Below are 4,903 nucleotides of genomic sequence, written 5' to 3' on the forward strand. Positions count from 1 at the left end.
AATAAAGGAAGCCGCATAACTGGAGAACTTGAGGATACTATCAAAACAATCATCCACAACTCTTGACAATATCTCCCTGCTATCTCGCCTTAATCTCTCCACGCAGCAGTTTCTTGAGCCCTTCGAGCGTACCCTTCCAGACAGCCTCCTCGCCGGCCATTATCGCCACTATCACATTCTGCTCGACACTAATCTCCATCACGATCTCCTCACCGCCAACATTGAACACAGCTTCGGCCCAGTGATCTACCGGAAGATCTGCATGCTCAATGTCCTTGTCGGTTCGAATTTCCGCGGTTGTGCTAATCTCACTCACTACATCCTCCTCGCATGGTCAACGACAGATTCAACCTACGACGGCTGCCTGTCAAGAATAGTTTTCCTAATCCTCTCACCGACCTCGACACATCTTGCAATATCATCATCGGTCGGCACATATCTTACGCTGATGCCGGGATCGACAATCTCAATCTTGATATCCTCGAGCCATGCGTTGAGCTGCTTGACCGATGTATCCGCCCAACCGTATGAACCAAACGCTGCCCCAATTCTGCCAGTCGGCTTCAACGCCTTCATATAAGTCAGCATATCCGCCATCTTCGGCAGGATACCCTTGTTCAAAACGGGAGAACCGAGGATAATCGCTCGTGACTCGAGCACATGTGTCATGATGTCGCTTCTGTGATTGAGTCGCAGATCGAAGAGCTTGACGCTAACACCTTCGGCAGCAATTCCGCGTCCGATGGCCTGTGCCATTTTGGATGTGCTTTCCCACATCGTGTCATAGATGATAACTGCAGAGGGCTTTGTCTCCTGATTGGACCATCGACGGTAAGCATCAATGATCTTACGCACACCCGAACGCCAAATCAAACCGTGATCGACCGCGAGCATCTCAGGCGTGCTTTCGAGGCTTTCGAGCTTAGCAAAAAATTTCCGGGCGGCACCGCAGGTCGGATTGAAAATGTTGACGAAGTATTTCGCAGACTGCCAGAACAGCTCACCATGATCGACCTCATCGTCGAACCGCTCAGATGTAGCCCAGTGTTGGCCGAATATGTCATTGCACATCAGAATCTTGTCCTCGAGGATATACGAGGCCATACTATCCGGCCAGTGGAGCATAGGTGTGCCCAAGAATTGTATGGTCTTCGATCCGATGTCGAGAGTATCCCCGTCCTTTACAATCTCGAACGGCCAGTCCTCACGATGGAAATGAGCCACGATAGCTTTCTGACCTTCCGCCGTGCAGATGAGTTTCTCCGGTTTGACCAGATCGAGAATCTCAGGCAGCGCGCCGGTGTGATCCATCTCGGAGTGATTTGATATGATGTAATCAATCTTCTCAGGCTCGATAATCCGGCGAATGTTCTGGATAAGGCTGCTCGACATACTCGCTTTCACAGTATCGAACAGCACATTCTTCTCACCTCTGAGAAGATATGCGTTATGTGAAGAGCCATTTTCGGTCGAATAGCCGTGAAAATCACGCAGATCCCAGTCGACCGCACCTACCCAATAGATATCTTTTTTCAACTCAACAGCTTGCATCAAAACACCTCAGATCTGTTGGCACATTTCGCTATTTTGTCAGTTGCAGACAAGTGAACATACTCCTTGGCTAGTCGGCACAAGAGTCAAAAGATGGCCATTCTGCCAATTTCGTCAAGTGATTTGTGATTGAAGATTACAATAGTGCAACAAGACGCTCTTTGGCCTTGAGTCTGATGTGTTTTGTATTATATTAATCTGGACTACTTCTAAACCGCGTCTTGCAAGATTAGAGGATATTTATGATGAAAAGCAGGAACCACACGCCGATCAGTTGCGCATCTGTATTCGTCACTCTCATTCTGAGTGTTCTGATATTCGATTCATCTCTGCAGGCGGTAAGTCTGCGCCCCGATGTCCTGGAACGGATGCGTGCCGATGGCACTCTCGACAAATATGTGCAGGATATGCAGAATGCGCGCTCCAAAGGCGTCTGGGGGCAAGGTGACAAGTCGTTCAAACTGTCCACCTCAGCAGATGCGACGCCCGACACGATGCGAATAGTGGTGATATTAGTCGATTTCTCTGACAATGTGTGGACATCCGGACCGGACGGCACACTCGACTATTTTGAAGATCTGATTTTCTCCGATGGGGTCCTTCCCAAGGGGAGCATGAAGGAATTCTACATAGAGAATTCATACGGTAATTTCGTGCTCGCGGGTGAAGTGTATGGGTGGTATCGCATGCCACAGACTTATGCCTATTATGTCGACGGTCAGCGAGGGTTTGGAACATATCCACAGAATGCCCAGAAACTGGCTGAGGATGCAGTCAATGTTGCAAATGGAGACATAGACTATTCGCTGTATGATAATGACGGCGACGGGTACGTTGAGGGTCTCATGCTTGTCCATGCCGGAGAAGGGTATGAGACATCCGGAAATCTAAACCAGATACACTCACATCGATGGTTCATGCACAATGCGCAGTCTCTGGACGGCGTGTTCCTGAACGGTTACGCCATCCAGCCCGAACAGACAAGCGGTGGCGACGGACTGATCGACATCGGCGTATTCTGCCACGAGTTCGGGCACGTTCTCGGATTGCCCGATCTCTACGATACCGATTATTCATCCGCCGGACTGGGTGACTGGACTCTGATGGCATCAGGCAGCTACAACGGCGGAAGCATGAACCCTGCGCACTTAGATGCTTGGTGTAAGAAAGAACTCGGGTGGATAACGCTGGAGAACATAACCGTCAATGAAATCGGCCACGAGTTTCCTCGTAGCGAAGAAACACCATATGCAGCACGAATTTGGATGAACGGCAGTGCTGGATCGCAGTATTTTCTTGTGGAGAACAGACAGAGAGTTCTTTTCGATGCAAACATTCCGGGCGAAGGCCTGCTGATCTATCACATAGACGAAACCCAGTCTGGAAATCAGAATGAGAATCACTATCTGGTTGCTCTCGAGCAGGCAGATGGTCTCTTTGAACTCGAGCACAATACCGGTCAGGGGAACAGCGGGGATCCATACCCCGGATCGACAGATGCACGAGAGTTCACCGATCTAACGACACCGAACAGCAGGGACTATCCCGGCGTTCCTACCGAGGTTGCCGTCTGGAGCATATCCGACTCTGACAGCCTCATGACAGCAAATCTTGATATCAACTATTCACGACCACTATACATCCTCGAATCTCACGACTTTGATGACACTGCGGGTGGGGATGGCGACGGCATTTCGGAGCTGGGAGAAACAATCGATTTCTATTTCTCAGTGTCGAACATCTGGGCAGAGGCTACGAATGTAACTGCTGATCTGGCGGTAAATGACCCACGCATCATCTTCACGGTGCCTTCAATCAATCTCGGTACTATCTCATCAGGTGGGAATGCCAACAACAATGCATCTCCATTGCAGTTTCAGGTTCCGAGCGATATGGACACGCTCCAGCTGGAATTCTATCTGACGATCACACAAGATGGCGCGGTTGACACAACTCTTTTCACATTCGAACACAATGTCGGCGGCGTGGCAGTATTGATTGTCGATGATGATCGATCAGACATTGCATATTACGAGCACTATTTGACTGATGTACTCGACAGTTTGGCTTTGACTTATGACGTCTGGGACAAAAAAACCAAAGGCAGTCCGGGAGTCGACCAGGAAATTTACCCGACTGTCATGTGGCTGACCGGGGATCACCGGGACACGACGCTGGTTCCGGATGACAGAACATTCATCAAGAATTACCTCGATGCTGGTGGGCACAAACTTTTCATAACGGGGCAGGATATCGCGCAGCATCTATCATCAACCGACCCTGACATGCTCAGCGATTACTTCCATTGTTCTTACGGTGGAAGTCTGGTAGCTCAGTACATGGTGCGAGGAGCAGCCGGCTCCTATATCGGTCGGACTGATTCACTGATCATCACCGGCACCGATGACGGCGCGGCAAATCAAGCCTCGGCAGACTGGCTCATACCTGCGGATGCTACCGAAATATGCTTCCGATATCTCGATGGCAGCGCTGCGGCACTCGAGATCAGCGAGCAGGATTATCGCGCAGTCTTTTTCGGGTTTGGATTCGAGGCTGTGAACAGCACATACACAGGCTACAATTTTGAATCTCGTCTGACAGTAATGCGACGCATACTCAAGTTCTTTGACCTGGCAGATGAATTCATCTGCGGCGATGCCAATAACAGTGGTGAAGTGGATATCGATGACGCTATCTACTTGATAGCCTACTCTTATCTCTCAGGTCCGGCTCCAATTCCTGTTGAGTCGGGTGATCTAAACTGCGACGGCAAGATCAACCTGCTCGATATTGTCGGCCTCGTGAACTATCTGTTCCGAGGCGGACCAGTACCATGCTCAAGCTGCCCATGAGATAAGAGAGAAAGGGCAGGTTTCCCCGAAACCTGCCACAGCCTGCAGGTCAACATCCCAGCCTGCTCAAGCAAAGCGCAAAGCAGGTCCGAACACACGTGAGGAAATCCTGACAATGGCAATTGTCTTATTCGCGAATGATTCCCTGAGCAGTAGGATCTGCGGATTAGCAGCTGAATCGATCGTTAGGAAATGTCGCTGGCGTGTTCATATAGGTGCGAGATCAGCCCTGACCTTATGCGGAATTTAGTGCCGTGATTATGCCCCGTTCTGGCATCGAAATCAACAAGAAGCTCACCTTGTTCGATGGCGTTCAGAAACGAGTCGAACGAAAAGGATTCCAACATCTTTATCGTCTCATAAAGAAAAAGCTCGTCTCCCGATTCCTGCCTGCGCTTCGAGGCTGTGTCGTAATCATCGCCATATTTGTTCGGAGGGTTGGATTCGGACGTTGTTTTCGTTAGTGACCGTGGTTTGTGTTCAAATCGTCATTGAATAGG

Annotated in this window: 3 protein-coding genes and 1 pseudogene; 1 reads left to right on the top strand and 3 read right to left on the bottom strand. The window is 49.9% G+C overall.

The genetic code is table 11. The features are described from left to right. Positions 1 to 79: 79 nt before the first annotated feature. Together KKH67_09585 and KKH67_09590 are read right to left on the bottom strand one after the other, a co-directional pair. Positions 80 to 316: a hypothetical protein gene (locus KKH67_09585; GenBank protein ID MBU1319431.1), complete on the bottom strand. Its 237-nt coding sequence runs from the start codon at positions 314 to 316 to the stop codon at positions 80 to 82. Positions 317 to 351: 35 nt separating this feature from the next. Continuing rightward, complete coding sequence (locus KKH67_09590; GenBank protein ID MBU1319432.1) at positions 352 to 1,551, bottom strand: flavodoxin domain-containing protein; 1,200 nt, start codon at positions 1,549 to 1,551, stop codon at positions 352 to 354. A 242-nt stretch (positions 1,552 to 1,793) separates the two neighbouring features. On the opposite strand from KKH67_09590, the gene KKH67_09595 reads away from it, so the two are divergent. Continuing rightward, entirely contained in the window at positions 1,794 to 4,403 is a 2,610-nt protein-coding gene (locus KKH67_09595) for a M6 family metalloprotease domain-containing protein (GenBank protein ID MBU1319433.1), read from the top strand. A 185-nt stretch (positions 4,404 to 4,588) separates the two neighbouring features. Here the strand turns inward: KKH67_09595 and KKH67_09600 are convergent. Then, positions 4,589 to 4,798, bottom strand: a pseudogene (locus KKH67_09600) (MvaI/BcnI restriction endonuclease family protein). Positions 4,799 to 4,903: the final 105 nt, after the last annotated feature.

The sequence above is a fragment of the Candidatus Zixiibacteriota bacterium genome, assembly GCA_018820315.1.
Lineage (GTDB): Bacteria > Zixibacteria > MSB-5A5 > JAABVY01 > JAHJOQ01 > JAHJOQ01.